General features: G+C 69.2%; 27 protein-coding genes. 18 read left to right on the forward strand and 9 right to left on the reverse strand.

The window, feature by feature from the left end:
- Window positions 1–227 precede the first annotated feature (227 nt).
- The gene (locus tag JAV76_RS01555; RefSeq protein ID WP_198732251.1) at window positions 228–488 is read left to right on the forward strand and encodes a DUF2283 domain-containing protein; all 261 of its coding nucleotides are present in this window, start codon (window positions 228–230) and stop codon (window positions 486–488) included.
- A 474-nt stretch (window positions 489–962) separates the two neighbouring features.
- Window positions 963–1,100, forward strand: coding sequence for an HNH endonuclease (locus JAV76_RS15330; protein ID WP_372402930.1), 138 nt, complete (start codon window positions 963–965; stop codon window positions 1,098–1,100).
- 478 nt (window positions 1,101–1,578) lie between these two features.
- On the opposite strand, the gene JAV76_RS01565 is transcribed toward JAV76_RS15330, so the two are convergent.
- Complete coding sequence (locus JAV76_RS01565; RefSeq protein ID WP_198732253.1) at window positions 1,579–1,731, reverse strand: hypothetical protein; 153 nt, start codon at window positions 1,729–1,731, stop codon at window positions 1,579–1,581.
- A gap of 481 nt (window positions 1,732–2,212) precedes the next feature.
- On the opposite strand from JAV76_RS01565, the gene JAV76_RS15335 reads away from it, so the two are divergent.
- The 4 genes from JAV76_RS15335 (at window position 2,213) to JAV76_RS01585 (ending at window position 6,736) form a co-directional block, all read left to right on the forward strand.
- The gene (locus JAV76_RS15335) at window positions 2,213–2,626 is read left to right on the forward strand and encodes an RHS repeat-associated core domain-containing protein (protein WP_372402969.1); all 414 of its coding nucleotides are present in this window, start codon (window positions 2,213–2,215) and stop codon (window positions 2,624–2,626) included.
- A gap of 290 nt (window positions 2,627–2,916) precedes the next feature.
- Entirely contained in the window at window positions 2,917–3,270 is a 354-nt protein-coding gene (locus JAV76_RS01575) for a hypothetical protein (RefSeq protein WP_198732254.1), read from the forward strand.
- An 893-nt stretch (window positions 3,271–4,163) separates the two neighbouring features.
- Window positions 4,164–5,354, forward strand: a complete 1,191-nt coding sequence (locus JAV76_RS01580; RefSeq protein ID WP_268921801.1) for an RHS repeat-associated core domain-containing protein — start codon at window positions 4,164–4,166, stop codon at window positions 5,352–5,354.
- A gap of 971 nt (window positions 5,355–6,325) precedes the next feature.
- On the forward strand, window positions 6,326–6,736 hold the full coding sequence (locus JAV76_RS01585; protein WP_198732256.1) for a hypothetical protein: 411 nt from the start codon (window positions 6,326–6,328) through the stop codon (window positions 6,734–6,736).
- Window positions 6,737–6,958: 222 nt separating this feature from the next.
- On the opposite strand, the gene JAV76_RS01590 is transcribed toward JAV76_RS01585, so the two are convergent.
- Window positions 6,959–7,645, reverse strand: coding sequence for an HAD family acid phosphatase (locus JAV76_RS01590; protein ID WP_198732257.1), 687 nt, complete (start codon window positions 7,643–7,645; stop codon window positions 6,959–6,961).
- A gap of 232 nt (window positions 7,646–7,877) precedes the next feature.
- Between JAV76_RS01590 and JAV76_RS01595 the strand changes: the two genes are divergently transcribed.
- The 6 genes from JAV76_RS01595 (at window position 7,878) to JAV76_RS01620 (ending at window position 13,026) form a co-directional block, all read left to right on the forward strand.
- Window positions 7,878–9,188 (forward strand): hypothetical protein, encoded by a 1,311-nt coding sequence (locus JAV76_RS01595; RefSeq protein WP_198732258.1) that lies wholly within the window; start codon window positions 7,878–7,880, stop codon window positions 9,186–9,188.
- A gap of 91 nt (window positions 9,189–9,279) precedes the next feature.
- Window positions 9,280–9,879: an ECF RNA polymerase sigma factor SigK gene (gene sigK / locus JAV76_RS01600; RefSeq protein ID WP_198732259.1), complete on the forward strand. Its 600-nt coding sequence runs from the start codon at window positions 9,280–9,282 to the stop codon at window positions 9,877–9,879.
- Window positions 9,876–10,577 (forward strand): anti-sigma factor, encoded by a 702-nt coding sequence (locus JAV76_RS01605; protein ID WP_198732260.1) that lies wholly within the window; start codon window positions 9,876–9,878, stop codon window positions 10,575–10,577. Before sigK ends, JAV76_RS01605 begins: the two co-directional genes overlap by 4 nt.
- Before the next feature lie 82 nt (window positions 10,578–10,659).
- Window positions 10,660–12,066 carry a PepSY-associated TM helix domain-containing protein gene (locus JAV76_RS01610; RefSeq protein ID WP_198732261.1) on the forward strand — a complete coding sequence of 469 codons (1,407 nt, stop codon included), beginning with the start codon at window positions 10,660–10,662 and terminating at the stop codon, window positions 12,064–12,066.
- A gap of 143 nt (window positions 12,067–12,209) precedes the next feature.
- Complete coding sequence (locus JAV76_RS01615) at window positions 12,210–12,776, forward strand: DUF2975 domain-containing protein (protein ID WP_198732262.1); 567 nt, start codon at window positions 12,210–12,212, stop codon at window positions 12,774–12,776.
- Complete coding sequence (locus JAV76_RS01620) at window positions 12,769–13,026, forward strand: helix-turn-helix domain-containing protein (RefSeq protein WP_230401692.1); 258 nt, start codon at window positions 12,769–12,771, stop codon at window positions 13,024–13,026. Before JAV76_RS01615 ends, JAV76_RS01620 begins: the two co-directional genes overlap by 8 nt.
- 42 nt (window positions 13,027–13,068) lie before the next feature.
- Here the strand turns inward: JAV76_RS01620 and JAV76_RS01625 are convergent, their stop codons facing one another.
- Window positions 13,069–13,527 carry a hypothetical protein gene (locus tag JAV76_RS01625; RefSeq protein WP_198732263.1) on the reverse strand — a complete coding sequence of 153 codons (459 nt, stop codon included), beginning with the start codon at window positions 13,525–13,527 and terminating at the stop codon, window positions 13,069–13,071.
- Window positions 13,528–13,661: 134 nt separating this feature from the next.
- On the opposite strand from JAV76_RS01625, the gene JAV76_RS01630 reads away from it, so the two are divergent.
- Window positions 13,662–14,270 carry a GNAT family N-acetyltransferase gene (locus JAV76_RS01630; RefSeq protein WP_198732264.1) on the forward strand — a complete coding sequence of 203 codons (609 nt, stop codon included), beginning with the start codon at window positions 13,662–13,664 and terminating at the stop codon, window positions 14,268–14,270.
- Here the strand turns inward: JAV76_RS01630 and JAV76_RS01635 are convergent.
- Window positions 14,254–14,775: a GNAT family N-acetyltransferase gene (locus JAV76_RS01635; RefSeq protein ID WP_198732265.1), complete on the reverse strand. Its 522-nt coding sequence runs from the start codon at window positions 14,773–14,775 to the stop codon at window positions 14,254–14,256. The two genes, JAV76_RS01630 and JAV76_RS01635, sit on opposite strands and share 17 nt — an antisense overlap.
- 121 nt (window positions 14,776–14,896) lie before the next feature.
- Here JAV76_RS01635 and JAV76_RS01640 point away from each other — a divergent pair, with 121 nt between their 5' ends.
- From JAV76_RS01640 to JAV76_RS01650, 3 genes are read left to right on the forward strand one after another with little or no spacing between them, the layout of a single operon-like run.
- A complete protein-coding gene (locus JAV76_RS01640; protein ID WP_198732266.1) occupies window positions 14,897–15,145 on the forward strand; it encodes a helix-turn-helix transcriptional regulator in 249 nt (82 codons plus the stop codon).
- A complete protein-coding gene (locus tag JAV76_RS01645) occupies window positions 15,145–16,371 on the forward strand; it encodes a type II toxin-antitoxin system HipA family toxin (RefSeq protein WP_198732267.1) in 1,227 nt (408 codons plus the stop codon). Before JAV76_RS01640 ends, JAV76_RS01645 begins: the two co-directional genes overlap by 1 nt.
- A gap of 51 nt (window positions 16,372–16,422) precedes the next feature.
- A complete protein-coding gene (locus JAV76_RS01650; protein ID WP_198732268.1) occupies window positions 16,423–16,800 on the forward strand; it encodes a nuclear transport factor 2 family protein in 378 nt (125 codons plus the stop codon).
- Window positions 16,801–16,846: 46 nt separating this feature from the next.
- On the opposite strand, the gene JAV76_RS01655 is transcribed toward JAV76_RS01650, so the two are convergent.
- Both JAV76_RS01655 and JAV76_RS01660 read right to left on the reverse strand, forming a co-directional pair.
- Entirely contained in the window at window positions 16,847–17,536 is a 690-nt protein-coding gene (locus tag JAV76_RS01655) for a class I SAM-dependent methyltransferase (protein ID WP_198732269.1), read from the reverse strand.
- A 5-nt stretch (window positions 17,537–17,541) separates the two neighbouring features.
- Window positions 17,542–18,663: an NAD(P)/FAD-dependent oxidoreductase gene (locus tag JAV76_RS01660; protein ID WP_198732270.1), complete on the reverse strand. Its 1,122-nt coding sequence runs from the start codon at window positions 18,661–18,663 to the stop codon at window positions 17,542–17,544.
- 62 nt (window positions 18,664–18,725) lie between these two features.
- Between JAV76_RS01660 and JAV76_RS01665 the strand changes: the two genes are divergently transcribed.
- A complete protein-coding gene (locus tag JAV76_RS01665) occupies window positions 18,726–19,361 on the forward strand; it encodes a helix-turn-helix domain-containing protein (RefSeq protein ID WP_230401693.1) in 636 nt (211 codons plus the stop codon).
- A gap of 75 nt (window positions 19,362–19,436) precedes the next feature.
- Here the strand turns inward: JAV76_RS01665 and JAV76_RS01670 are convergent, their stop codons facing one another.
- Entirely contained in the window at window positions 19,437–19,940 is a 504-nt protein-coding gene (locus JAV76_RS01670; RefSeq protein WP_198732271.1) for a nucleotidyltransferase domain-containing protein, read from the reverse strand.
- A gap of 134 nt (window positions 19,941–20,074) precedes the next feature.
- Here JAV76_RS01670 and JAV76_RS01675 point away from each other — a divergent pair, with 134 nt between their 5' ends.
- Window positions 20,075–20,590 carry a hypothetical protein gene (locus JAV76_RS01675; RefSeq protein ID WP_198732272.1) on the forward strand — a complete coding sequence of 172 codons (516 nt, stop codon included), beginning with the start codon at window positions 20,075–20,077 and terminating at the stop codon, window positions 20,588–20,590.
- 207 nt (window positions 20,591–20,797) lie between these two features.
- Here JAV76_RS01675 and JAV76_RS01680 read toward each other — a convergent pair whose 3' ends face one another.
- Together JAV76_RS01680 and JAV76_RS01685 are read right to left on the reverse strand one after the other, a co-directional pair.
- Window positions 20,798–21,733, reverse strand: a complete 936-nt coding sequence (locus JAV76_RS01680; protein WP_198732273.1) for a nuclease-related domain-containing protein — start codon at window positions 21,731–21,733, stop codon at window positions 20,798–20,800.
- Window positions 21,734–22,026: 293 nt separating this feature from the next.
- On the reverse strand, window positions 22,027–23,292 hold the full coding sequence (locus JAV76_RS01685) for an endo-1,4-beta-xylanase (protein ID WP_198732274.1): 1,266 nt from the start codon (window positions 23,290–23,292) through the stop codon (window positions 22,027–22,029).
- Between the last annotated feature and the right edge of the window lie 341 nt (window positions 23,293–23,633).

Raw genomic sequence — 23,633 nt, forward strand, 5'->3', positions numbered from 1 at the left:
CAGAAAGAACTCTCGACCATGCATCGAGGGAAGAAGACGAAGCGCACAAAGGGGTCCCGGGGGTGAATGCAGAGTTAGTGACGATATGGTTAACGACGTAATACGAAGTGGAAAAAAGACTCGCGGCAAGGACACGGGAGCCCGGGTCTACACTGGAAAATTCATACGTGTCATCGTAAACTCAAAAAGCAAGTAGTAACAGTCACGAGGCGCTAAGGAGAGAAGCCATGGAAGACACGGAAGAGTTGGAACAGTTACCGCACACGGTCTGGGTCACGTGGGAAGCAGAATACAACCTTGGCTACATACGCTTGCAGGAAATAGCAGAGGGGCAAGCGGCCATTCAGAAAATCGTGCCTTACCCTCGAGGAGGCGGTGAGGTCATACTGGATTTTAGCAAGAAAGGAGTCCTCCTGGGAATTGAGTTTGTGGGAATCAGAGCCATGCCGCCTTCCATGATTCCCAAGAACGTCAGGGAACAGGGTTAGAAGCGCGAAGAGCGGCTGTCAGCACTCACGAACCGGGTGCAGATACGGAGCCCGATCCCCTACGGTCCGCGTGTGAGCTGGTTAAATCAGAGTTTTGGTCCAGTTCGTGCATCGCGCTCCGATCAGCCTAGTCGGCCAGCCTCGTCCCAGACAGGTGGTGCAGCGACTCTCGCAAGCCAGCAATGGCGCCTTCGACGAGAGCGCTCGCACTCTCGGCCGTGGATGCTCTTCACGTGTAGCGCGTGCGCCCTCAAGAGCGACACATAACTGCTCGGTGCCCTCGACCTCGCCGCGCGAAGCCTGGGCGCGAACTTCTCCGAGTTCTGCACGGGCATCCTCGAGGCTCTGGGTCACCCGCGTGATCTCGGTGCGGGCCAGGCCCAGGGCGCTGGCGCTCTCAACCGCTTGCGCGGCGAGGCTGTCGGACTCGGCCCGGGACTCCTCGACAGATGGTCGTGCCGCCGCCAGGCCGGAGTGACCAGAGGCGGAAGGAAGAACTTGCGACAGGTCGAGCTAGACCATATTTTTCCGCGGTTACACGGAGGGAACGACTCCGCCTTCAATCGACAGGGCATTTGCGCTCGTTGCAACAACATAGAGGGGAACCAATGAGAAGGCGAGCCACTGTTCCAGCAGACGATGACGCTGCAATGACGAGCCTCGACGTGATCGAGGACGGCCATCGAGTCACAAGGATTCACAGGCTCCACTCAGGGAGCTGGATGGTGCTATCGGCACGCGAGAATGACCAGTCGGAACCGGTTTGGGTTCACTACGGGCACGTCTTGGAGTCTGACCCCTCCGCACGCACAGTGCCACCACTCCGCAAAGGACAGTATGCACTGCGATCATTTACCGGAAGTACGTGGCACGTCTTTGGCCCGGTTTCAGATAAGTTGCTAGATGACCTGCTCGATGACGGCATGATCGATATCCAACAGGAAACACTGATTGCCCGCGAAGGAGGCTAAATGCCATGAGGGCACCCTGCATGCACTTCGCCCTCGCTTGAACAAGACAAGGGCCCCCAGCCAGAGCACCGATAAGTCATGTTATGGCATAACCGCTGTTCGGGACCGGTTTCCTACCCCTACCCATCAGGCAGCTGATGTGCGTCAGCGGCGCGGTTGCCGTAGGCGGTGCGGGTCTCGACGGGGATGTCGCTCCGGTCGCCGACCTTGTAGCCGTTTCTCTCGCGCCGGGTCTGATCGAGGCTCTCAATCCAATGGACGATGAGGGTCATGGCGCGGCAGCGCACCGCAGTGGGCGGGCCTGACCTGCCAGGTGCGCCGGGCCCTCGACACCGAGAGCACCTTCGACGCCGCCGGGCGCCAGACCAGCGTCCCGGGAACTGACACTCCCGCCGGGGCCGACGCCGGGGACCTGGAGATCGGGTACTACGACACCGATGCGGCCCGCTCCTTGACCCAAGCCGGGACCAACACGGGCTACGAGCTCGACCCGGCCGGACGCCGCGCCACCCCCACCACCACCCCCGTCAAGGGCGAGGAGTCGGTCCAGGTGCGCCACTACACCGACACCACCGACAACCCCGGCTGGGTCAGCATCACCACAAAGGACACGAGCACCACCCGATACGCCGCCTCGATCGTCGGGGACCTGGCCGTGACCATCACCAACGATGCGGTCTCGGTAGCGGTGGCCGACCTGCACGGCAACGTCGTCACCACCCGGGGACCGGCCCCGTCCAGGTCCCTGGCGCCCTGGACACCTACAACGAGTACGGCACCCCCCTGGTTGCTCGTGGCTCCAGCACGGGGGCGCTGGCCTACGGGTGGCTCGGCGCCAAGGAACGCGCCACCGACACCACCGGCCTGCTCCTCATGGGAGCCAGGCTCTACAACCCCACTACCGGCCTGTTCACCAGCATCGACCCCGTGGTCGGCGGCAACACCACCGCTTACACTTACCCCCAAGACCCCATCAATCAATACGACCTCGATGGACAGAAGTCATGGTGGAAGAAGAACTGGAAATGGGTAGCTGGGGCCGCCGCTGTTGTCGGAGTCGTTGCTCTATGCGCAACCGGTATTGGATGTGGCGTTGCGCTCGGGATCGCGGCCCGCGCCGTCACACGAGTCGCGGCCAGGGCAGCGGTCACCGGGATCAGGACCTAGAGGACGACCCGGTCGGTCCATGGCCGATTCAGTTCGAACCATACGGTCGTCGGGGCTCGCTACGTGAGTCAGAAGCTCGGGAACACCAGATACCTCAAGCTGGATCGACCAGGCCATGGAAAAGACCACTGGCATCTGGTGCGAGGCAAGTTCAATGGTAAGGGAAAGATGAAAGAGCTGAACAGTTGGCGACTGTGGCCGCCTCGCTCGAGGGGGAGACGGTGAACGTCCTATGTCCTTTCTTGTCGCACCCTGCGGTAGGAATAGTCCCAACCGGGTCCCTGAGAACGGTGCCGCTCCAGGAGCGCGATCTGCCCCCCGAGTTTATCAACCTGGACCCAGACACGGCGGAGGAGCGCGTGCGTGAATGGTGGTCAATGGTTGTCCGCTGGCTATCGAAACGTGGAGCTACCTGGGTACGGGTTGAGGTTGAGTACGGCTTCGATCCATCGCTCAAAGTGCCGGTACTGAAGAATGCTGCAAACGGCGTCTTCGAGGGCCCGTGGAGCGAAACCACCGGAGTTCAACTTCTCGCCCTGGATCCAGATTCAATCAAGGTCTGGGATTCCAGCAACACGCTCTTGCTCTATCAAGTGGAGACGTGGGATGGGGTAACTGTGATTGCCCCCCCGGATGCTTCGTGAGATACCCCAATCCCGGAGCGGCTCCAATGCTGAGATGACGTGGCGTCAACTTCGGATGGCAGGCGGGCTACTTGAGGGGCGATGATTGTGCAGTTCAGTGGAATGGAGCCATGGCTAGCCGGTTCGTCACAAACAGAGGTGGTGACTACCGTCGCCGTCTACGACCTCCACAGTGTTCGGAGTGTTCGTACCGGAGGGGCCGGGGAACCGATGAGCCGAAGCCAGTTCCTGCGAAGCAGTGCGATTGACCTCGTAAGTCTTGCTGTACCCGCGCTGCGTAGACTCGGCAAAGTCGGTCGGCATCACCACCTATACCGGTCTGTGAGCCGCAGAAGTGTCAATGCGCACCACGCCCGCCCTGCGGCCGCTACGCCTGTTGCGTTTAGAAGTACATTTAGATATCGGCCAGTTCGCTCATCACTACGGGTGGGGAGACACATGGCTTTCGGAATCCGCTCCGGACGGAGCTACCGGTGACGGTCACTCTGCTTCTGGGAGTTGCTGCGGGTGGGGTGACTGTCCTCACCTATGGCGTAGCCGTTGTGAATGGACTTCTTGAAGCACCTCCTATTGCTTTTGGTGGGTTTCTCTGCGGCGGCCTGTCCATATTTCTCGGAGCGTTGATTGCGATGCCAGCGGTGGCTGAACTGACAGGAGAGCCTGGATACTTGTGGTTTGCGGCCTGCGCGGGAGTGGCGCACTCGGCGATCCACGCAGCCATCTTTCTGACGGTCAGGCGTCGGAAAATGCGTCGTCGGCAGCTCGACGCCACCCTTCATGTCCTGGTCTCAGCGGGCCTTTCTGCGGTATCTGCTGTCTTTGCCGGAGTGTCTCACCTGGCATAGTAAACGCGGTTGGTACCACACTTGGGCTATGCGAGCAGGCTTCCGCCTATGACGGTGCGGCACGCCCGACAGGTGTCTCGACGTCATCGACGACGCCTCCACCACCACCACCACCAGTGCGTGGGCCTACACCGCCGCCGACCAGGTCCAGACCGGGGCCTACACCACCGGCACCTACGCCTACGACGCCCTGGGTCGCCCGACCAGCATTCCGGGCGTGGACACCCCCGCGGGAGCTGGCGCCGGGAACCTGGAGATCGGGTACTACGACACCGATGCGGCCCGGTCCCTGCCCCAGGTCGGGACCAGCACGGTCTACGAGCTGGACCCGGCTGGACGCCGCGCGACCTCCACCACTACCGGGCCCTGGCCTACGGGTGCCTCGGAGCCAAGGAACGCGCCACCGACACCATCGGCCTGCTCCTCATGGGAGCCAGGCTCTACCACACCGTCACCGGACTGTTCACCTCCATCGACCCCGTGACCGGCGGCAACATCACCGCCTACGCTTACCCCCAAGACCCCATCAATCAATACGACCTCGACGGACTGAAATGGAACTGGCGCAAGATCGGACGCTGGGCCGGGATTGGCCCTGGAGTGGCCGGCGCGATTGCTTGCGATGCACGTATTGCGCGTGGCCTAGCAGTGGGCGCTACCACGGGTGCTGCTGCCTATTCCGCACGGTACGCTGGAAGAAGAATGCCCGATACGTGGGCGTCACCTTCAGCCGAGGTCGCGGGCGCGGCACTGACCTGTACATCAAGGGATATCGCCGCTTTGGACTTCACTGTCACCGGATTCCGGGTGCTTCGCGTTGGAAAATTGCCCATTATCACCGAAGGCCGGGAATCAAGCATCACCGACCGTGGCGAAGGGGCTGGTAGTCGCATGCCACTCAGCGCACTTGACTTGAACTGGCCCATCATTCTGTTTGACGACGACCTCTACCCCTACGTGGCACACTCGCTAATCGAACTTGATTCCTATCTGGAAGACTCAACGGACGAAGTGGAGTTGATGGTCGACGCCTCCGGACGTGCCATAGTCGTTCACTGGAATGGGGCCGAGGGAATTGCTCATCGTTCAAAACCCGTGGATGCTGAATCGCTTAAGTGTCTCGTCGAAGATTCATTTCTGAAACATGGGCGTGGCATCTCCAGTCCCTCTTCAGGAGCTGCGACGTCCACCATCGTGATCAGCATGGCCTCTGCTCTTGACGCCGAAGGGCGGTCGTGACCTGTTTGAGCCTCTCCCCTGGGGGAGGACTTTGGACCACCTTCCGCCGTTTTCACACGAAGACAGGACCCCATCGGGCTACTTGAGAGGAGCAAGTTTGAGATGAAGCGAATCGCGACCAAAGACGTCGATATCCAATGTCAGGAACTACTTCGACTAGTGCGCAAAGAGGGGGCGGCTCGGGAGTTTCTATTGTATGGACGGAACCCACCCCCAAATGGCGAACGGCCTTGGCAGAAGTAACCCTGGGAGACGGCGTCGTCCAGCTTTCGAGGACAACGGGGAACTTAGCTACGTTGGCCCAGAAGGCGGGGGAGCTTTGCCGGTACCCTGTTCGGACGCCGGTGCAGTCCTAGGCTTTGCACTCTCTCTGCTCACCTCAGATAATTAGCCTCGGAGGGAACGTCGTCGAGTTGACGATCTAGCATTCGGTCGCAGAGAACTCGACTCTAAAGTGATCAATGGACTGGGCAGAATTCGCAACCTCGGCGATTACAGGAATCTCATCGGCATTCGACGTCAACGTCTCATGAAGAGCACTCCAAGGCGCTGGAGAGGACTATGAGCCTGTTGCGCACGCGCAAAGTCGGAGAAACACGGTACCAAGTGGCGCGGGGAAGACTGCCCTCCGAGAGCCTGTTGCACAGTGCAATCAGTGCGGGCAGGGGCGTTCTGGTCGAGGAGTTTCCCCCGGGCCAGCCGACTCTCGACTTTCTGGAACCAGTGATTACTGACGTAACGGCTGTGATCGTGGCGAACGGTTCCTCTGCAGACACGAGAATACTTGAGAGCGCATCTTCGCTACGGACCCTTGAGGTTTGGTGCCAGCCGGCGGCGCCTACTGATCTATCGGGACTCCCTCTGCACAGTTTCGCTGGGCGCGCCCACCGGCATTGGAGATCGGTTTCTGCCGCCGAGCGGCTAAGAACACTGAGTCTCGAAGGGGGGATGTTAGTTGGATCAGGGGTAGCATGCGCCTTCATGAGCTCGAACTGACCCGCCTCAGGGGCGACGTCGACTTGCCAAGTACTGGGATGGAGGAGATTGAGAGGATCACGCTCCACGGCGCTCGTTCCCTCAAAATTTCTTCCCTATCAGGTCACCTGTCCCTCAGGGCTGTTACTCTCGCGAGCATCGGCAGCCTTCGAGCCGGCACAACCTTTGTCGATGCACCCCTCCTTCGGCGGGTACATCTGGAGGACATCTCGCAGATCGACACGGTCGCATGGGTGCGCGAGGAGGCTGAGCTCAACCAGCTGCTCATCGTGGGTACGGCCCCCTGGATACGGGCAGCACGCCAGCAGGTTGGGAAGTTGCCGGGCGGATGGTCTTTCCCGCCTTGGGTGGATCAGCCCGAGGTGACAGCAGCGGCGCCACCTTGAGCTCGCCAGCGTTGAGCGGACCGGACGCTGACCGGTCCTCGCTGGCTCAGGTCGTCGGTCGACCGCGCCCCGGACACCGATGGGACCGCGCGCCGACGTCGGACCGGTGGGCGCATCGTCACGCCGTTCCTGCAGACCCTGCCGGGGCAGGAGCGCACCCCCGCCCCGGCCGGTGCGCCCGAGGAGGACGACCGGTGGGGTCAGGGGTGACGCCCCGTCAGGTCAGGACAGCTGGCCGTCGTAGTCGGGCAGCTTGAAGGTGCGCTCTGCGGAGCCGCCCACCAGGTCGTGCACGTTGTTCCCGATGTTCGCGACGATCGTGTAGCCGCGCGCCTCGATGGCCCGCCGGTTGGCGGTCTTCAGGGCCTCGTCGGAGCGGAAGTCGAACCACCCGCGCATGTACAGACCGTCGCGCGGGTAGCCGGCGCGGTCGAGGTTGTAGACCGTCTGCCCGCGGAGGATCTCCGGGCGGGCCGTCACGAAGAACACGTCCGCGCCGGCGTCCTCCGCGATGCGGGCGAGCTCGAGCACACCGGGCGTCGCAGGGCTGGTGAGCCCGGGACGGTAGCTCGTCTGCAGGGCGGTGTTGTCGATGTCGAGGACGATGGCCGTCCGCGCCCCGGACGCGTCGGGCAGGCGGGTGCGCAGGAACGCCGCGGCCTGGTCCGTCACCGCGGTGACGTCCGCGACCCACTGCTGGTAGGACGGCAGGGCGAGGGCTTGGACGTCCTGGGCGGTGAGCGGGCCCGGCCGGGTCGGGTCGGCCGGGTCCACCGGCCCGGCCACCTCCGTGCGGACCTGCTCGGCGACCGTCACGGCACCCGGTGCCGCGACGGACGCCCCGGGCACGGCCGTGCCCAGGAACGCTGCTACCGCGACGACGACGACTCCTCGACGAAGACTGCGCATCTGTGTGATCCCCCTTGGTCATGACTGCGGATGGTCGGTTCGGGGCGCCGGCCGGCGGCGCCCCGAACCCACTGAAAAGTAGCGAAAGCCACCAGTCGGGCACCAGGGTGCGTCAGATGAACATCAAGGAACGCAAGCGGGTGAAGAAAAAAGTCGCACCCATCCGCCCGGCCGTCCGCTCCGAACTCCCCGTGACAGATGCAGAAACACCGGCACGACGGAGGAGCACCTCATGAAGACGTCACTTCCCATCATCCGCCCCACCGCAGCGTTCGCCGCTGCGATCGCCCTGACGTTCGGGCTGGCGGCGTGCGGCACCGACTCGAACGACGCATCGACCACCACGGAGACCACCCAGAGCACCACCGACGGCATGGACGAGATGGAGGACATGGACATGTCGTCCATGGCCCCCGTGAGCACCGGCGACCCGTTCGCCGACGCCCGCACCGCCGCGCAGCACATGCCCGAGACGGCCGCGACGCTCGCCGGAGGGTTCGCCACGGCGCTCGACCTCCCGGGCGACCCCGCCTCCCCCGCCGCCGATCTGCGCTCCGGCCTGACGTCGCTCCTCCAGGAGCACGTCTACCTCGCGGGCATGGCCGTCGCCACCGCGTACACCACCGGTGCCGACTCGGCCGAGTTCGAGGCCGCCGCCGCGACCCTCGACGAGAACACCGTGGCGCTCTCCGAGGCCGTCGGCGAGCTCTCCACCCCCGAGCAGGAGGAGGCGTTCCTCGCCCTGTGGCGTGAGCACGTCGGCTACTTCGTCGACTACGCCGTCGCCGAGAAGGGCGGCGACACCGCCGCCAAGGACGCGGCGCTGGCCAACCTCTCCGGGTACACCACGGACGCCGGCGCGTTCTTCGAGGAGGTCTCCGGTGGCGAGCTGCCCGCCGCGGACATCGCCATGAACCTCGAGATGCACATCAGCACCCTCACCGCCGCTATCGACGGGTTCGCCGCCGGCAGCACCGACGCGTACGCGCTCCTCCAGGAGGCCGCCGCGCACGTCGGGGAGGGCGCCGCGGTCATCGCGACCGGTCTCGACGCCGCCGCCGACCTCGAGGGTGACCCGAACGACGAGGCGTCCACGCTCCGCGCGACCCTCACGGCCGGGCTCCAGGAGCACGTCTACCTCGCCGGGATCGCCGTGTTCACGGCGTACACCACCGAGGGTGGCACCGACTCCGAGGCGTTCGCCGCCGCGGCCGACGTCCTCGACGCCAACTCCGTCGCCCTGTCCGAGGGCATCGGGTCCCTCGCCGGCGAGGAGAACGGCACCGCGTTCCTCGAGCTGTGGCGCGAGCACATCGGCTTCTTCGTCGAGTACGCGAACGCCGTCGCCACCGGTGACGAGGCCGCCACGGAGCAGGCCCTCATGGACCTCGACTCCTACCGCGGCGTCGCCGGGGACTTCTTCGAGGGCATCTCGGACGGCGAGCTGCCGGCCGACGCCATCGCCGACGGCCTCGCCATGCACGTCCAGACCCTCGGTGGAGCCATCGACTCCCTGAACACGGCCCTGGTCCAGAACGGCTGACACCACCAGCACGGGTGGCGGGACTGACGCACCGTCCCGCCACCCGGCCCGTCGCCCCGCCCCGGCAGGCATCGCACGGCACAATGACACGATGACCACACCCCCTCCGGGCACCACCGGTGCGCCCGCGGACCGCGACACGCGGTCCGTACGGCTCGCCGGTCTCGTGGGCCGGGTCGCCGACGGCGACCGCCAGGCCTTCGAGGAGCTGTACGACGAGACAGCCGCCATCGTGCACGGCACGGCGGTCCGCGTGCTGCGCGACCCGGACCTCGCGGCGGACCTCACCCAGGACGTCATGGTCGAGGTGTGGCGCACCGCAGCCCGGTTCGACGTCACCCGGGGCAGCGTCACCGCCTGGGTCGCGACCATGGCCCACCGCCGCGCGGTGGACAAGGTCCGCTCCGTCCAGGCGCAGCGCACCCGCGACGAGGTCGCGGGCATCAAGGACTACGTCCGACCGCACGACGACGTCGCCGAGACCGTCGAGCACAGCATGGAGCGGGACAGGGTCGAAGGATGCCTAGGTTCGCTCACCGATCTCCAGAGGGAGGCAGTCATGAGCGCGTACTACGAAGGCCTCACCTACCGTGAGGTCGCTCAGGACCGCGGCGTGGCCCTCCCCACCGTCAAGTCACGCATCCGTGACGGGCTCAACCGCCTCCGCGAATGCCTGGGGGTGGACCGGTGAGCGACGAGACCCGCGACCTGCTCGGCGCCTGGGCGCTCGACGCCGTCGACGACGTGGAACGCGCCGCCGTCGAGCGAGCCCTGCGGGACGACCCGCAGCTCGCCGACGAGGCCCGTGCCCTCAAGGAGACCGTGGCGCTGATCGCCGTCCACGGGGCCGTCGCACCCCCCGCCTCCCTGCGCGCCTCGGTCCTCGACCGCATCGCGTCGGAACCCCAGGCCGGGACGGTGGCTCCGCGTCGCACCACCACCCGGCGGGGCGGCGCACGATGGCTCGCGGTCGCCGCCGCGTTCCTCGTCGCCACCGGCGTCCCCACCGTGATCGCCGTCCAGCAGTCCCAGCGCGCCGACCAGGCTCAGCAGCAGGCCGACCAGATCGCCGACGTCCTCGGACGCCCCGGCGCCCAGGTCGTCCAGGCCGACGTCACCGGGGGCGGCCGGGCCGTGGCCGTCATCGCCGACGGGGCAGCCGTCCTCACCGCCGACGACCTCCCCGAGCTCGACCGCCGCGACTACCAGCTGTGGGTCGTCGCCGACGGGGACCCCGTCTCCGCAGGTGTCCTCGACGCCGACGGGGGCAGCGTCACCGCCCAGGTGGGCGACGTCCCCGACGGCAGCGCGCTGGCCGTCACCGTCGAACCCGTGGGCGGCTCCGAGCAGCCGACCACCGACCCCGTGGTGGTCCTCGCCGCCGGCTGACTCACCGGCCCCCGCTCTCCCCGCCCGCGCGCACCCGCCCCCGGGTCGTCCGTCATGCCCGCACCACACGAACGGAACCCCCATGACCACGACCGTCGACCGCACCGACACCCGCACCGACGCGCGTCGGCCCGCCCGGGGCCAGACGGGCCGGCTGCTGCTCCGGCTGCACTTCTACGCAGGTGTGCTCGTCGGGCCGTTCATCCTCGTGGCCGCCCTCAGCGGGGCGCTCTACGCCCTGAGCCCGCAGATCGAGAAGGTCGTGTACGCCCACGAGCTGCGGGTCCCCGTGTCCGGACCCGACCTCAGCCTCGCCGCCCAGGTCGACGCCGCGCAGGCCGCGACCGGCGGCACCGAGCAGCCCGTCGCCGTGCGCCCCGCCCCGAACCCCGGGGACACCACCCGCGTCCTGTACGCCGCCGACGGCGAGAGCTCGTCGCGCACCATCTTCGTCAACCCCGCCTCCGGGGAGATCCGCGGCGACCTCCTCACCTACGGCACCAGCGGGGCGCTGCCCCTGCGCACCTGGATCAGCACCCTCCACCGCACCCTGCACCTCGGCGACGCCGGGCGCCTGTACAGCGAGCTCGCCGCGTCGTGGCTGGGTGTCGTGTCCCTCGCCGGGCTGGGCCTGTGGGCGGCGCGCTGGCGTCGCACCCGCAAGGCGCGCGGGCTCGTCGTGCCCGAGAAGGGCGCCACCGGGTACCGGAGGACGCTCGGCTGGCACGCGTCCACGGGTATCTGGGTCCTCGGCGGAGCGCTGTTCCTCTCCGCCACGGGCATCACCTGGTCCCAGTACGCGGGCGCCAACGTCAGCGCCCTGCGCGCCGGGCTGTCCTGGCAGGCGCCCACGGTCACGACCGCGCTCGACGGCGCGGACGTGGGCGGCGGCGGAGAGCACGCCGGGCACCACGACGGCATGGTCATGGACGCCCCCGACGCGGACCCCGCAACGTTCGACGCCGTCCTCGACGTCGCCCGCGGCGAGTCCGTCGACACCGGGCTCGTGGAGATCGTGCCCCCGTCCGCCGAGGGCGAGGCGTGGGTGGTGCAGGAGATCCAGCGGTCCTACCCCACGCAGGTGGACGTGGTCGCGGTGGACGGCGACACCCTCGAGGTCACCGACCGCGTCGACTTCGCCGACCACCCCTTCGTGGCCAAGCTCGCCCGGTGGGGCATCGACATGCACCAGGGGACGCTGTTCGGGCTCACCAACCAGATCGTGCTCACCGTCGTCGCCCTCGCCATCGCGGCGCTCGTCGTCAAGGGGTACGTCATGTGGTGGCAGCGCCGCCCGACGCGCGACGCCGGGCGTGCGGTGGGCAAGGCGCCCGCCCGCGGCGCGCTGCGCGACACGCCCTGGTGGGGGCGGACCGTCGTCCTTGGCGTGGCCGTCGGGGTCGGGTTCGCCCTGCCCCTGGTCGGGGTGAGCCTCGCCGCGTTCGTCGTCGTCGACAGCCTCCTCGGGCTGCGGGCACGGAAGGGCTGATGCTGCGGCTTGTCAGCGCCCCACGCATGGCTTATTGTTTTCGATAATATCGAGCTCGATAACAGGAGGACGACGTGCGTGGTGGCAGTGCTCAGGCTCAGGCAGGGCGGACGAGGGCAGCGATCAGCGTAGGCATCGGCACGATGCGGCTTCTCGTGGTCGTCGGGGTGCTCGTCGTCCTCGCGGCGTTGTGGTCCGTCGTCCGCGGGCGGTACCTGGTCGCCCTCGGGACCGCCACGCCGCACCTCACCCTCGAGGACCTCCCCCAGGTCGAGCGCGTCGGCGCCGTCGTCACCGACGAGGTGCTGGTCAGCGACCTCGCCGTCTGGGTACGCCTGCTCGCATGGCTCCCGGACATCGTCCAGGGTGCGGCGCTCGTCGTCGCGGGCCTCTGCGCCGTCCGTGCCCTGCGGGGCATCGGGAAGGGCGACTTCTTCTCGCCCACCGTCGTGTCGGCGGTGCGCTGGGGCGGAGGCACGCTCATCGTCGGCGGCCTCGCCCAGGGAGCGCTCGACTCCTTCGCGTCCTTCCTGCTCGCCACCACCCAGGCCGGCCCCGACGGCGCGTGGAGCAACGCCTACGACTCCCTGACCTTCACCGGGGGGACGTGGCCGCTGAGCCTCGTCGTCATCGGTGTCCTGGTGGTCGCCGTGGGAGCCGCGTTCCGCGAGGGGGCGCGCCTCCAGACGGAGGTCGAGGGCGTTGTCTGAGCCGCGCGGCGCCGCCGGCGGTGAGGCGGTGCCGGCGCCCGAGGACGCGGGGGTGGTGTGCCGCCTGGACGACCTCCTCACCGAGCGCGGCATGACCATGACCGAGCTGTCCCGGCGCACCGGCATCACCATGGCCAACCTGTCGATCCTCAAGAACAACCACGCCAAGGCCATCCGCATGACGACCATCGGCGCCGTGTGCCGCGAGCTGGGCATCACCCCCGGCGACCTGCTGCAGCTGCGCGACTGACCCCGTCACGCGGCGGATCGTCCACGCGGCCGCGGTCCGCGCTCACCCTGGCGGCGGACGCCTACCCGTGTCCACCCATTCCTGGAGCTGGGGCACGAGGTCGGCGGGGGGTCGGCGGTGGAACCGCGGCAGGTCGAGGGTCCGGTCGTCGGTCCGCACCACCACGTGCTCGCTCCACGTGGGGCGGCCCGCGACGTCGCCCTCGACGGCGACGACGTCCGCCCGGGCCACGATCTGCGGGGCGCGGAACCGCCGGCGCACCTCGAGCTCGTCGTCACGCACGACCAACCAGGCACGACAGTCCGCGAGGTCCACGCACACGAGCGCGGCGACGAGAACCACCGCGACCACGAGGAGCGCGGCCCGCCAGGGCTCCCCGTCCGTCGCCCGAATCCCCAAGAACACCAGCTGCACCCCGAAGCACGCCGCGACGATGGGCCGGAGAGCGCCCCGGGCGTCGCCGCTCGCGACGACCACCTCGGACGCACCGTCGCCCCTCATGAGACCACCGCTCGGGAGAAGTCCACGCGTCGATCGTGGCAGACCGGCGGGCCCCGCACCATCGGACGGCCGTGCCGTCGCCCGGAGCCCGCGCGGCCCTGGATCCCGGGCGCGCACTCTGGCATCGTCGGCGCATGGCAGACCACGTCCAGTCCCGGACCACCGTCCCTCCCGCGCCCGTCGAGGACGCGGCCACCACACGTGACGGCACGCCCGATGGTGCCGGGACCGTGACGGTCCGCCCGACGACCCCGGACGACTGGAAGGAGCTCCGCGCGCTGCGCCTGGAGATGTTGCGCGACACCCCTGAGGCGTACGGCGAGACCTTGGACGACGCCCTGCGCCACGACGAGGCGGAGTGGCGCAGCCGCGGCGCCCGCGGCACGGCCCCCGGTGGGACGTTCGTGGTGGCCGTCGAGCCCGCAGGGCGCTGGGTGGGCATCATGGGCGGGCGGCAGACGGACCCGGATGCCGAGCCGATGCTCTACGGCGTGTACGTCGCGCCCTCGCACCGTGGCCGCGACGCCGGGGTCGCGGACGCGCTCCTCGACGCCGTCGAGGACTGGGCCCGGACGATGTCGGGCACGCTGCGGCTCACCGTCCACGAGGACAACCACCGGGCCCAGGCGTTCTACGCGCGGCGCGGCTACCGCCTCACCGGCACCACGTCGCCCTACCCGCTCGACGAGACGCGGCGCGAGCTCGAGATGCGACGGGCGCTGAACCTCAGCCCCGGGGGTTGATCAGCTGATGGAGGTGGAAGTCCTGCCACCGCCCGTCGATCTTCAGGTACTGGGGGGCGAGGCCGATCCGCACGAACCCGTTGCGCTCCAGGACGCGCCGCGACCGGTGGTTGTCGAGGAGGGTCTCCGCCTGGACGCGGTGCAGGCGCAGCTCGTCGAACGCCAGGTCGGTCATCCGCCGCACGGCCGTCGTCGCCACCCCTCGTCCCCCGGCGGCCTCGGCCACCCAGTAGCCGACGCTGCACGACTGCAGGGCCCCGCGCGTGATCCCGCTCAACGTGATGCGCCCGATGATCGCGCCCGCGTCGTCGGTGATGACGTGCGGGAGACCCAGGCCACGGTCGTAGGCGCCGAGCGCGCCCGCGAGGTCGGCGCGCTGCCCCTCCACCGTGAAGTACGCGTCGTCCCGGGTCGGCTCGAACGCCGCCAGGAAGTCCCGGTTCTCGGTGACCAGGCGTGCCAGCGCGGCCGCATCCTCCATGTCGATCAGGCGCGTCGAGACCATGGGGAGAGTCTTCCACGAACCTCCCCGGCGATTCGGATCGAATATGATTCATCTGCCACCAGAGAAGTTGTGATGCGTATATGATTCACACATGGTTTCAGCGGCTGATGAATCAGAAACGATGCGCGCCCGCTTCTTCCGCGCGCGCAGCGCCAGTGGCCTGGCCAGCGCTGTCCAGGCGGTCCGGACGGCGAGCGGCAGGACCCAGACGGAGCTCGCCGAGTCGATCCACTCATCGCGCCCCACCATCTCCCGGATGGAACGAGGACTGCCCACCGCCACCGACACACTCATCGACGCCCTCACGGAATGCGGTTACGAGCTGGTCGTCGTCCCCCGGGGTTCACGCGTGACCGTGGCGGCCCCCTGATGGCCGGAACCCTGCACCTCTGGTTGCGAGGGCAACCAGTCGGCACCCTGGAGAAACTGCGCAACGGCCGGCTCCGCATGCGCTACGCCAGCGCCTTCATCGGCACCTTCGGTGAAGGTGCACGCCCGTTGTCCCTCTCCCTGCCGCTCACGGAGAAGCGCGTCCAGGGCGATCACCTCGAACGTTTCCTCGACAACCTCCTCCCGGAGGGCAGCGTCCGAGGTGCACTCGAGCGGGAGCACCGGCTGCGGCCCGGAGACACCTTCGGGCTCCTCTCCCACATCGGCCGTGAGTGCGCCGGCGCCATCCAGCTCACCACGGAGGAGAGCGCACCGGGCCAAGGGCATCTCGTCCCCCAGTCGGACGAGGACGTCGATCGGATCGTGGCCAGCCTTCCCACCCTGGAACCCCCGCCGGGACAGGTGGTGAGCGCCTCTCTCGGCGGCGTGCAGGCCAAGGTCCTCCTGACCAGGTCCGACACCGGCTGGGCATGGCCGGCAGACGGGGCCATGTCGACCCACATCATCAAGCCCGAACCGACGTCCGACGTCGTCGTGCGCGACCTCGTCCGCTGGGAGGACTGGGCGCTCCGGCTCGCACGGACGGTCGGCATCCCCGCTGCGCATGCCGAGCTGGGCGACTTCGACGGCCGCCTCGCTCTCGTCGTCGAGAGGTTCGACCGTCACGACGGCCGACGCACGCACCAGGAGGACTTCACCCAGGCCCTCGGGATCGCGTCGCGCGACAAGTACGAGACGACGCCGACGGACCGGCGCCTGGCGACCATCGCCCGGGCAGCGGGCGCTGAGGCCGTGATCCCCGCGGACCTCGCGCGTGAGCTGCTGCGCCAGGTCACCTTCAACCTCCTCATCGGCAACGGCGACGCCCACTCGAAGAACTACTCGTTGTCGATCGACCAGGCCGCCAACTACTCGATGGCCCCGCTGTACGACGTCGCACCGGTGTTCCTCCTGGACAAGGTGTTCCAGAGCTTCGGGCACCACCTCGACGGGCAAGGGCGCCTGCCCTACCTGACAGCGACGCACCTGCTCGCCGAGGCGACCACGTGGGGCCTGACCGACGAGAGGGTCCGCGAGACGATCTCGGCCGTCGCGACGAGGATCCGGGACGCTCTGCCGGTCTGCTCGGCCGTAGGGATCGACGTGTCACCGGTCTCCGAGCTCATCGATGCCCGCGCGGCCTCTGCCCTCGGGGCGGTGTCCTGAAGGGCAGCTCGCGGCCTTCCGCAGCTCGTTCGGTGCTCGTAGGTTGGTCCCGTGACGACAACTCTCGGACTCGACGACCTCCTCACCCTGGAACGGCGCGGCTGGGACTCCCTGTGCCGCTCGGAGGGCGGCACCTTCTACGGCCGGCTGATGACCGCCGACGCCGTGATGGTCCTGACGAACGGCACGATGCTGGACCGGCCCACCGTCACCGCGACCCTCGACGGATCCCCGCCGTGGGCCTCCTACGAGCTCACCGACGCACGTCTCGTCCCGGTGGACGACCGGACCACAGCGCTCGTCTACCGTGCCAGCGCATCACGTGAGGGAGAGGGCGAGCCGTTCGTCGCGCTCATGACGAGCCTCTACACCCTCGTCGACGACTCGCCACGGCTCGCCCTCTACCAGCAGACGACGATCACGCACTGACGGTCGCGCACCCCGCGCCGACGACGGATCCCGGGCCGCACCGGTCTCAGCGCACCCGCCTCGCCCGGACCACCGTGTCTCCCACGTGCATCTCCTCGCCGTCGTGGACGACCGTCCGGCCCGGCTCGGAATCCGTCTCCACGACCCACCGCTCAGGGTCGAGGAGCGCTCGGACCTGCGCGCCCGTCCAGAAGAAGTCCGGGTCGAAGTGCCCGCGCAGCGCCGTCTTCCGGTCCGCGAGCGCGTGCCCGACGACGAGCAGGGTCCCGCCGGGCGCGACAGTCCGGACGAGGCGCTCGAACAGGGGGTCGCGGACGACGCTCGGCAGGTGCATGAAGTGCGCGGTGACGAGGTCGAACGCGTCGGGTCCCGGGTCCCAGGTGGTGACGTCGGCGTGCTCCCAGCGGATGCGGGCCGCGACGTCGGGCCCGGCCTGGGCGGCGTGGGCGGCAGCCTTGTCGAGGCCCACCCGCGAGTGATCGACGCCCGTCACCGTCCATCCCCGCTGGGCGAGCCAGATCGCGTCGGCCCCCTCCCCGGCGCCCACGTCGACGGCCCTGCCGGGTGTGAGGTGCGCGGTCTCGGTCACCAGGTGCGGGTTGGGGTTGCCGCTCCACACGGAGCGCGTCGAGGCGTAGCGCTCGTCCCAGAACTCCTCGCCGAACTCCTCCGGGGTGCCGTGCGTGCGGTCGTCAGGTGTGTGGTCGTCGAGCGTGCCGTGGTCGGTGTGTCCCATGGCGCTCACGCCCCGTGCCGGCGGTCGGCGAGGACGAGGTCGGAGACGCGCGCCTCGGCGCTCGCGGAGAAGGGCTCGCGGCGGTCCTCGACGGCACGTCGGGTGTCCTCGGTGACGAGGTCGGCGTTGATCATCGCCCCGGCCATGAGCCCTTCGGCGGCGGCGACGACCACCTGTCCGCCGAGGTTCGTGACGTTCCCGGCGACCCACACGCCTGGGACGTCGGTGGCGCCCTGCGGCGTGGCGGTGACGTGATCGCCGACGCCCATCGGGTGCGGGGCGGGCGTGAGGCCGAGCTCGGCGAGGACGTTCGCGCGGGCACGGAGCGTGGTGCCGACGGCGACCGCGCGGATGGGGATGGTGGCGCCGGACGCGAGGTGCACCCCGGTGAGCTGGTCGTCGGCCACCTCGAGGGCTGCGACGGGTCCGTCGACGACGGCGATGCCGCGGGCGGCGAGCTGCTCCCACTCGTCGTCGGTGGGTTCGAGGGTGCCGTTGAGGAACAGGGTGAGGTCGGCGGTCCACTGCCGGAACAGGAGCACCTGGTGCATGGCCATGGGCCCGGTGGCGATGACCCCGACGGGCTGGTCGCGGACCTCCCACCCGTGGCAGTACGGGCAGTGGATGACGTCGCGCCCCCACCGCTCTCCCAGGCCTGGGATGTCGGGGAGCCCGTCGATGAGGCCTGTCGCCACGAGGAGGCGCCGGGCACCGAAGGTGCGGCCGTCGGCGAGGGTGACCACGAACCCGTCACCGCGACGCCTGGCGCCGACGACCTCGCCGTCGACGACGTGGCCCCCGTAGGAGCGCACCTCGGCGCGGCCGGTGGTGACGAGCTCGGCGGGCGGCATGCCGTCACGGGTGAGGAACCCGTGCACACCGGCGGCCGGGGCGTTGCGCGGTGCGCCCGCGTCGACGACGACGACGGAGCGGCGGGCGCGGGCGAGGACGAGCGCCCCCGAGAGGCCGGCTGCTCCCCCGCCGATGACGACGACGTCGACCTCTGTAGGGGCGCGGCCCGGCGCGTCGGGTGCCGCGAGAGCTTCGGGGGTGTTGCGGGGTGCGGGGTTGGCGTTGCGGGTCAGGTCGGTGCCGTCCGTCGGGGCGTGCTGTGCGTTCTGGGTCATGGGGACCACCTCCACGAGTACTGTCCGACGCCCTGCGATCGATAGCAAGCATCCTTGCCGCTATGGCAATTCCGTGGGAGCGTGGAGGCATGGACGACCTCGACGACGTCATCACCGCAGTCGGCCCGCGCCTGCGGGCGCTGCGCGTGCGACGCGACCTCACGCTCTCCGACCTCTCGGCCACCACGGGCATCTCGGTGAGCACCCTGTCCCGCCTGGAGTCGGGGCAGCGCCGCCCCAACCTCGAGCTGCTGCTCCCCCTCGCCCGCGCGCACGGGGTGCCCCTCGACGAGCTCGTCGGCGCGCCCGACACGGGCGACCCCCGCATCCACATGAAGCCGGTGACACGCCACGGGAGCGTCCTCATCCCCCTGACCCGGCGCCCCGGCGGCGTGCAGGCCTACAAGCAGATCATCCCGCCCAGCCGCAGCACCCCCAGCCAGAAGGTCCACGAGGGCTACGAGTGGATGTACGTCCTCGACGGCCGGCTCCGCCTGGTGCTCGGCGACCAGGACCTCGTCCTCGGCCCCGGCGAGGCCGCCGAGTTCGACACCCGCACCCCCCACTGGTGGGGCGCCGCAGACGACAAGCCCGTCGAGATCCTCAGCCTCTTCGGCCGGCAGGGCGAACGCGCCCACGTCCGGGCACGCCCCGGCGGCGGCGAGGCGGACGACGAGTCCGTGGAGCCCGACGAGTAACCGACCGGGGACGCGGCGGACGACGAGTCCGTGGAGCCCGACGAGTCGACGAGAACGAGGAGCGGGCGCCGTCGACTACCCGCCGCCGGGCGGGGCAGACTCGGACTCGGACTCGGACTCGGACTCGTCGAGGATCACGGCGACGAGGCGCGCCAGCACCCCGTGCGGGTCGTGCAGCACCCGGAAGCCGTCCGTCACCACCCGCAGGGTGCCTGCGTCGACCGGCTCGACGGCCCAGACTCGGGAGATGAACCCGAGCTCGACCTCGAGGCCGGACGCGAGGCGCACCCGCCGCTCCGTGAGCACGCCCCATTGCTGGGTCCGCACGATCGGGGCGGCCTCGCCCAGGGCGGGCACCACCCACCCGTCGCCCTCGACGAAGGCGGGCACGTCGTCGGTAAGGACCACGACGTCCACGTCGGAGTCCGCGCGGGCGGCGTCGCGCGCCCACGACCCGGCGAGGCCGACGGCGACCACGGACGGGACGGTCCGCGCCCACCGGACGACCGCGTCGCACACCCCCGCCACCTCGATGCGTTGGGCGGCGGTCGCGGGCCCTCCGGAGGTCTCAGCACCCATGGGCGCATCGTCCCACGAGACCATCCGTCCTGGTCGTCCGCATACGTCCCACGGTGCGCCTTCACTGACCCACGTTTGACGAGCACCACCACGCCCTTGGGGTAATGATGGGGTTCTGATGGGGGGTGAGTGTCATGACGGAGGCGCTGCACGTGGTGGTCGACGGTGAGCACGTCCGGAGGTCCTTCGGGATGCTCACGGGCTTCATCCTGGCCCCGGAGACCACCGACGGGCTGCTCGCGGAGTTCGCCGAGCTACCAGTCGAGGAACGCGTGTGCCTCCTGGCGTCCACGCGCACCATGTGGCACATCTTCGCCAAGGACGCCGCGACCCTCGGCGCCTACGGCGGGTCCACCGAGACCGCCGTCCAGGTGATCCGCACCGAGACCGACACCCTCTACGCCAAGACGCTGCCGTCGGCCGTCACCATGGCCAACCGCCTCGACGACGCCCTCGCCCTGCGAGGCCTCACCCACATCGACGCAGCCCTCGTCGACGACATCGGCGACCAGCCAGCCCACGCCCTCGGCGCCCTCGGCTACTTCCTGCGCGCCACGAGCATCGCCATCTTCGCGTGCGCCGTGCAACGCGGCTGCCCCGTCCCCGAGCTCCTCGCGGCCGTAGGCCACAAGCTCGCCCTCGCGGCCTGACCCGCGGGCCGCTGCCCCTCAGCCTCCCTTCTGAGCGCGGGCATTCCGCCCCAGCACGGCGCACACCCTTACCCCGGCCCCTCTCGAGGCCGACGGGGCGTGCTCTCGTGGACGGGACGGGCCCTTGAGCGCACGTTCGATCCACAAGCGCACGCCCGGTCGGGCAGCTGAGGTCGGTCCACTCAAGGTGACCATGATGAGGAGCCGTCAGGGCGTCGGGTCGCCCGCCGGCGGGACCTCCGGCTGGGGCGCGGGGTCCGTCGGGACGACGGCCGGGGTCACCACCGCGGTGACGACGTCGACGAACAGCGTGACGAGGTTCGGCGCGGCGAGCACCACGACGCCGAGGAATGCGAGCTTCACCAGCGCGACCCGGACCCTGCGGCCATGACTGCGAGCGGGGCGTGCGGTCGAGCGCTTCTTCTCCCCGCTGCCCTGTCCTCGGGGTGACCGGCCCCCTCGCCGAGCAGACCGCGGCGGCCCCTCGAGGTCCTTGGTGCTGAGCACCACCGGGGAACGGTCGCCCGCGAGGTCAGCAGCGAGCGCCCGGGCGACGTCCGCGACGTCGTACGCGGTGAGACGCGGCGGCAGGCCCACGAGGTGCGCCGCGAGCGCCGAGCGCCCCACCACCGTCGTCCCGTCGACGACGACGGGCGCCACGTCCTGCGCGACGAGGCACAGCACGGCATGCGTCGACGAACGGTGCTCCGGTGCGAGGCGGGCGCTCACCGCATTCGCGGCGTCCCTGGCGGACGTCGTCTCCCTGGTCCGTGAGTACCCGTTCTGGCGGAGCGTGCCGTTCGTGACCCGGACGTCGCCGGTCCAGTTCTTGGCGTCGATGACGACGACCCCGCCGGGTCCGACGGCGATGTGGTCGATGTTCGCCTTGGGACGGCCGGGCCAGTGCACGTCGTGCAGGGCGACCCAGCCGTACCGTTCGAGGTGACCGAGGACCTGCGCGACGAGCCGCTCACCCTCGGCGCCCTGCGAGTAGGAACGCTGGCGCCGGACTGCTCGGCGGAGCTGCTCCTCGACCACGTCGTCGGCCGCGGCGCCCATGGCCTGGTCCTCGCGCAGTCGCGCAGCACGACGTGCCGCCCTCGACGCGAGCTCCTCGGCGCCGAGGCCGGGGAGGTTCGTCATGAGGGTGCGGGCGTGGGTACGACGGTGCTCATGGTGTTCCCCCTGCGACGACGATGTGACGTGACACCGGTCGCATCGGCAGGCCGGAGTGTCGACTTGAACGGATAAGCACCGCGATGTGTCGATGCGTCCCGCTCGTTCGCCACCCCGACGGGGCGTGCGTTCGTGGACGGGGCGTGCGCTTGAGTGCCCGCCCCGTCCACAAGAGCACGCCCCGTCGGGCCGGCGGGCGCGCCCGGGTGGCGACCCCGCAGGTCGGGCCGGCGCAGCCCGGCACCCGGGGAGGTCTGCGGTCAGTGCGGGAGGCGGACCATCGGGGTGCTCGTCGGCTCGAGGCGGAACGGCACGTCCTGCCCGCGGAGGGTCGCGACGTAGTCGCCGAACCATCCGTCGACCTCCACGCGCCCCTCGGCGTCGGTGCACGAGGCCCGCGGACCGCTCCACCACTCCCCGCGCACGAGGTCGCGCAGCGCGTCGTACGCCGGTTTCGGGGTGCCGTCGGCGCGCACCAGACCGCCGGGCGCTCCGAGCCACATGCCGTCGTCGGTGAGCCCCCAGTACGTGATCGACTCCACCGACGGGTGCGAGGCGAGGGTGCGGTAATGGCGCACCACCTCGTCGGCCTGTCGCGCCTCACCCTCCGGGGTCGACGGCCAGCTCGTGGGCTGGAAGTCGTTGAGGTCGTCGATCTCCGGCGGCATGAGGTCGCCGGAGAGGAGCGTCGTCTCGGTCATGTGCAGCGGCAGCCCGTACCGGGAGAAGCGGTCGAGGACCTCGAGCGTCCTCTCCTCACCCCAGTACCCCTGGTGCATGTGGCTCTGCAGGCCGATGGCGTCGATCTGGACCCCGGCCTCGAGGACGCCCTCGATGAGGCACTCGTACGCCGTGGACATGTCGAAGTCGTTGAGCAGCAACGTCGCGCGCGGGTTCGCCGCGCGCGCCTCGTCGAAGGCGAGCCGGATCATCGCGATGCGCCCGACGCTCCTGGCGAGGCGCGTGATGCCGTTGTCCCCGTTGACGAACACCGGCATGATCACCACCTCGTTGATGGCGTCCCACGTGTCCACCAGACCTGCGAAGTCCGCGACGTCCCGACGGATGCGCTCACGCTGGACTCGTTCCACCTCGTCGAGGGGCAGGTCGAGGAGCCAGTCCGGCTGCACCGTGTGCCATACGAGCGGATGACCCTTGACCCGGACCCCGCGGTCGGCGAACCACCTGGCCGTGCGGAGCAGCCGCTCCGTGTCAGGCCTGCCCCGCTGAGGTTCGAACGCACCCCAGTAGAAGGGCAGCGTGGCCGTGTCGAACACTCCCAGCCACAGGTCGGCGAGCTCCTCGAGCCCCGCAGCCGCACCCCCGAACGCAGAGCCACCGCCCGCCTCGTCGTTGGCGAGCGCCACCATGTCGAACCCGATGTTGCCGAAGGCGAACGCGTGGCGCGTCTGCGCGACGGTCACCTCGGTGTCGGGAAGCGGCGATCCGTCAGTACCGAGGACGGTCAGCGGGACCCGGCGTCGACGGTGGCTCAGCGACGGGTCAGGGGTCGGGCTGGTGTGCATCGCGTCCTCCTCGACGGGACCCGTCAGCACTGACGGGCGACGACCGGGCCACGCCCCGGCACATCGTCGATAACGATACACACGAGGCGAGCACGGGCCCCGGACCTCAGCCTCGGAGCAGCCAGCCATGTCACGGGGCGTGCTCTTGTGGACAGGGAGTGCGCTCGAGGCGCCGCATCGTCCACAAGGGCACGCCCCGTCGGGCTACAGAGGTGGGGCTGCAGGTGAGGAACCACAGGGGGCTGTTGGGGCGACAACACCCCGCACCCGCGAGTATCTCCGCGCGCCCCCGTGACCAGGGATGTTGTGACGCATCTCGCACCCACGCCGCGCGGGGCGCG

It is taken from the genome of Sanguibacter suaedae (genome assembly GCF_016342785.1).
In the GTDB taxonomy this organism is placed as follows: Bacteria; Actinomycetota; Actinomycetes; order Actinomycetales; family Cellulomonadaceae; genus Sanguibacter; species Sanguibacter suaedae.

Excerpts from the sequence above, each read along its gene's own strand:
- JAV76_RS01555 (WP_198732251.1), top strand. The coding sequence starts at position 228 with ATGGAAGACACGGAAGAGTTGGAACAGTTACCGCACACGGTCTGGGTC.
- JAV76_RS01565 (WP_198732253.1), bottom strand. The coding sequence starts at position 1,731 with ATGACCCTCATCGTCCATTGGATTGAGAGCCTCGATCAGACCCGGCGC.
- JAV76_RS01580 (WP_268921801.1), top strand. The coding sequence starts at position 4,164 with ATGACGGTGCGGCACGCCCGACAGGTGTCTCGACGTCATCGACGACGC.
- JAV76_RS01585 (WP_198732256.1), top strand. The coding sequence starts at position 6,326 with ATGCGCCTTCATGAGCTCGAACTGACCCGCCTCAGGGGCGACGTCGAC.
- JAV76_RS01590 (WP_198732257.1), bottom strand. The coding sequence starts at position 7,645 with ATGCGCAGTCTTCGTCGAGGAGTCGTCGTCGTCGCGGTAGCAGCGTTC.
- JAV76_RS01595 (WP_198732258.1), top strand. The coding sequence starts at position 7,878 with ATGAAGACGTCACTTCCCATCATCCGCCCCACCGCAGCGTTCGCCGCT.
- sigK (WP_198732259.1), top strand. The coding sequence starts at position 9,280 with ATGACCACACCCCCTCCGGGCACCACCGGTGCGCCCGCGGACCGCGAC.
- JAV76_RS01610 (WP_198732261.1), top strand. The coding sequence starts at position 10,660 with ATGACCACGACCGTCGACCGCACCGACACCCGCACCGACGCGCGTCGG.
- JAV76_RS01615 (WP_198732262.1), top strand. The coding sequence starts at position 12,210 with ATGCGGCTTCTCGTGGTCGTCGGGGTGCTCGTCGTCCTCGCGGCGTTG.
- JAV76_RS01625 (WP_198732263.1), bottom strand. The coding sequence starts at position 13,527 with ATGAGGGGCGACGGTGCGTCCGAGGTGGTCGTCGCGAGCGGCGACGCC.
- JAV76_RS01630 (WP_198732264.1), top strand. The coding sequence starts at position 13,662 with ATGGCAGACCACGTCCAGTCCCGGACCACCGTCCCTCCCGCGCCCGTC.
- JAV76_RS01635 (WP_198732265.1), bottom strand. The coding sequence starts at position 14,775 with ATGGTCTCGACGCGCCTGATCGACATGGAGGATGCGGCCGCGCTGGCA.
- JAV76_RS01640 (WP_198732266.1), top strand. The coding sequence starts at position 14,897 with ATGCGCGCCCGCTTCTTCCGCGCGCGCAGCGCCAGTGGCCTGGCCAGC.
- JAV76_RS01645 (WP_198732267.1), top strand. The coding sequence starts at position 15,145 with ATGGCCGGAACCCTGCACCTCTGGTTGCGAGGGCAACCAGTCGGCACC.
- JAV76_RS01655 (WP_198732269.1), bottom strand. The coding sequence starts at position 17,536 with ATGGGACACACCGACCACGGCACGCTCGACGACCACACACCTGACGAC.
- JAV76_RS01660 (WP_198732270.1), bottom strand. The coding sequence starts at position 18,663 with ATGACCCAGAACGCACAGCACGCCCCGACGGACGGCACCGACCTGACC.
- JAV76_RS01665 (WP_230401693.1), top strand. The coding sequence starts at position 18,726 with ATGGCAATTCCGTGGGAGCGTGGAGGCATGGACGACCTCGACGACGTC.
- JAV76_RS01670 (WP_198732271.1), bottom strand. The coding sequence starts at position 19,940 with ATGGGTGCTGAGACCTCCGGAGGGCCCGCGACCGCCGCCCAACGCATC.
- JAV76_RS01675 (WP_198732272.1), top strand. The coding sequence starts at position 20,075 with ATGACGGAGGCGCTGCACGTGGTGGTCGACGGTGAGCACGTCCGGAGG.
- JAV76_RS01680 (WP_198732273.1), bottom strand. The coding sequence starts at position 21,733 with ATGACGAACCTCCCCGGCCTCGGCGCCGAGGAGCTCGCGTCGAGGGCG.
- JAV76_RS01685 (WP_198732274.1), bottom strand. The coding sequence starts at position 23,292 with ATGCACACCAGCCCGACCCCTGACCCGTCGCTGAGCCACCGTCGACGC.